Raw genomic sequence first — 3100 nt, 5'->3', positions numbered from 1 at the left:
TCGATTTGCCTGAACTATGGTATTGCCGAAGATTACAGAGGCAAGTTCAATCTCCGTTTCGATGACACCAACCCGGCCAAAGAAGAGGTCGAATATGTTGACTCGATCAAGGAGGATGTTCACTGGCTGGGAGCTGACTGGGAGGACCGGCTGTTTTTTGCTTCCGATTATTTCGATCAACTCTATGAATACGCAATCGAACTGATAAAAATGGGCAAAGCCTATGTCGACGATTTGAGTCCGGAAGAAATCCGCGAGTACCGCGGTACCCTCAAGGAACCGGGAAAAGAGAGCCCCTGGCGCGATCGCTCGAGCGAGGAAAACCTGGAACTGTTCGAGAAGATGAGAGCGGGTGAATTCAAAGACGGCGAGAAAGTGCTCAGGGCAAAAATCGATATGGCCTCCGGCAACATGAATATGCGCGATCCCACTATCTACCGGATTAAGCACGCCAGCCATCACAGAAGCAAAGACAAATGGTGTATCTACCCGATGTACGATTTCACCCACTGCCTGTCCGATTCGCTGGAACGGATCACCCATTCGATCTGTACCCTCGAGTTCGAGGATCATCGTCCGCTCTACGACTGGTTTCTGGAAACACTGGGCGTTTTCCATTCCCAGCAGATCGAGTTCGCCCCGCTGAATATCACCTATACTGTGCTGAGCAAACGCAGGTTGCGGATGATGGTCGAGGAGGGCTATGTCGAGAGCTGGGATGATCCCCGTATGCCGACTATCTCCGGTCTCAGGCGACGCGGTTATTCTCCCGAGGCAATCCGCAAGTTTGCCGACCGGGTGGGAGTCGCCAAGCGGCCCAGCTTGGTCGACCTGGCGCTTCTGGAGCATGTTCTGCGCGATGACCTCAACGAACGGGCGACTCGTATGATGGCTGTTTTAGATCCGGTCAAGGTCGTCATCACCAACTATCCCGAAGACAAACTGGAAGAGTTCGAGGCGATCAACAACCCCGAGGATGAGTCGGCCGGGACACGCATGATGCCGTTCTCGCGCGAGATCTATATCGAACGCTCCGATTTTATGGAAGATCCGCCCAAAAAGTTCTTCCGCCTGGCGCCGGGAAGAGAGGTACGCCTCAAACACGCTTATTTTATCACCTGCACCGATGTTATGCGCGATCCGGCCACCGGCGAGATCAATGAACTGCATTGCACTTACGACCCGGAATCACGCGGGGGATCCGCTCCCGACGGACGCAAGGTCAAGGGGACACTGCACTGGGTGTCGGCAGAGCATGCTCACGACGCCGAGGTACGGCTCTACGACAAGCTGTTTACCAGGGAGAATCCGATGGAGGTCGAAAAGGGCAGGAACTTCATCGATTACATCAACCCGGAATCTCTGGAGGTATTGAAGAAGTGCAAGGTCGAACCGGCCCTGGCCGAGGCTAAAGCGGGTCAATATTACCAGTTTTTGCGCAACGGTTACTTCTGTGTGGACTCGAAAGATTCCAAACCGGACGCCCTGGTATTCAACCGCACAGTCGGTCTGCGGGATACCTGGGCCAAAATCCAGAAACAGGCGAAGAAGAAATAAGACGACTATAATCATTACGGTTAGACAGGCAGGGTCAACTCCTCTGCCTTTTTTAAACACTCGTCCAGTGACAACATGTTATTAAGGGGCGATATTGTAATCTTTTTGCATCCATACAGTTACGATATTTTTTTAGAGAGAAGGTTTGATCTTTCGTATGTAATTGTGTATAATAAGTAGCGGTTCTCGGGGGTGTAGTGCAATCTGTATTGCGAATATGAGACCACGGAAATAAGTTAACTGTTGATAGAAACTGGAGGAGAGATGTTTAAAAAACTGGTGATTATCCTGACCGCATGCCTGTTCGCGATGGGTGTGTTTACGCTAGCTCTGGCCGATGATAAAAAGGCAGAGAAAGCGGAAAAGAAAGAGGAAAAACCGGCTCATGACTATATCGGCGCAAAAAAGTGCAGTATGTGCCACAAAAAGGACGGCACCGCGCCGTCATGGGAGAAAACCCTGCATGCCAACGCCTGGGAAAATGTCGATACGCTGAAACTGGCCGATGAAAAGAAAGAGGCCTGCAAGAGCTGTCATGCCACCGGCGTTACCGCCAAAGGTGATTTCCTTCCGCATGTGCAGTGCGAGGCCTGCCACGGTCCCGGTTCCGATTATAAAGGCATGAAAATCATGAAAAATCGTGAACTGGCCATCAAAAACGGCCTGATCATTCCGGATGAGGAATCCTGCACGAGCTGTCATGACAAGAGCAAGGCTCCGGAAAAATTCCATGCCGATATGCCGGAAAAATTCGATTTCGAGAAGATGAAAGCCAAGGGCATTCACGATCTTCCGAGCCAGGAAAAAAAGAAGTAATAGTTTAAACTGCCTGTAAAATATCCGGCTTTCGGGCATTAGAAGAAATTGAAGTAAAACTGCCCGACGGACAGAATTTCAGGCAGTAAGAATAAGCATAAACGTCGGTTCTGGTTTATGACACCAGGTCATGAATTCTGAGCCGACGTTTTTTTGTATCAGATCCGGCCATAAAGGCGTGTCATTTCGGCCAGTTTGGTAGTGATATTATCGTTGATCTGGTCCTGAAGAATTCGCCAGCGCCAGTTACCGTCACCAAACGAAGGACGATTCGTGCGCGAGCCGGAACCTAATCCGAGCAAATCCTGCATCGGAAACATCGCCAGCCCCGCCCGGGACATCATCACCAGCCGGATCATCTCCCAGTGAACCTGTTCCGCTTCGACTTCGCGTCCGAGATAGCGGAAGAAGCGCGCACGGGTTTCGTCGTCAGCCTCTTCGTCGAACCACCCTCGTACAGTATTGTTGTCGTGAGTGGCGGTATAGGCGACATAGTTCTCTTCGTAATTATGGGGCAAATACGGATGAGCCGGATCATCGGCCCCGAAACTGAAGATCATCACTTTCATCCCCGGAAAAGCGTACATTTTCAAAATTTCGCGTACATCTGCGGTGATCATGCCGAGGTCTTCGGCGATGATCGGAGGCAGGAAGAAATGCTTCATGATAGTGTCGAAAAAGTCCCTGACCGGCACCTTGACCCATTTCCCATTGATCGCGGTTTCCT

General features: G+C 50.9%; 3 protein-coding genes. 2 read left to right on the top strand and 1 reads right to left on the bottom strand.

Annotated features, from left to right (window positions below; translation table 11 throughout):
• A partial coding sequence (locus GF404_07570) for a glutamine--tRNA ligase/YqeY domain fusion protein (protein MBD3382038.1) occupies positions 1 to 1557 on the top strand: 1557 nt, incomplete at its 5' end.
• Between the two features lie 264 nt (positions 1558 to 1821).
• Positions 1822 to 2373 carry a hypothetical protein gene (locus GF404_07565; protein MBD3382037.1) on the top strand — a complete coding sequence of 184 codons (552 nt, stop codon included), beginning with the start codon at positions 1822 to 1824 and terminating at the stop codon, positions 2371 to 2373.
• 158 nt (positions 2374 to 2531) lie between these two features.
• On the opposite strand, the gene GF404_07560 is transcribed toward GF404_07565, so the two are convergent.
• Positions 2532 to 3100: 4-alpha-glucanotransferase (locus GF404_07560; protein ID MBD3382036.1), on the bottom strand; the 569-nt coding region annotated here is incomplete at its 5' end.

This window comes from Candidatus Zixiibacteriota bacterium (assembly GCA_014728145.1).
Lineage (GTDB): Bacteria > Zixibacteria > MSB-5A5 > JAABVY01 > JAABVY01 > WJMC01.
This window is presented reverse-complemented; position numbering and strand designations above follow the sequence as displayed.

Bases quoted from the DNA above. Each gene is read 5' to 3' on its own strand.
- GF404_07565 (MBD3382037.1), top strand. From the start codon at position 1,822: ATGTTTAAAAAACTGGTGATTATCCTGACCGCATGCCTGTTCGCGATG.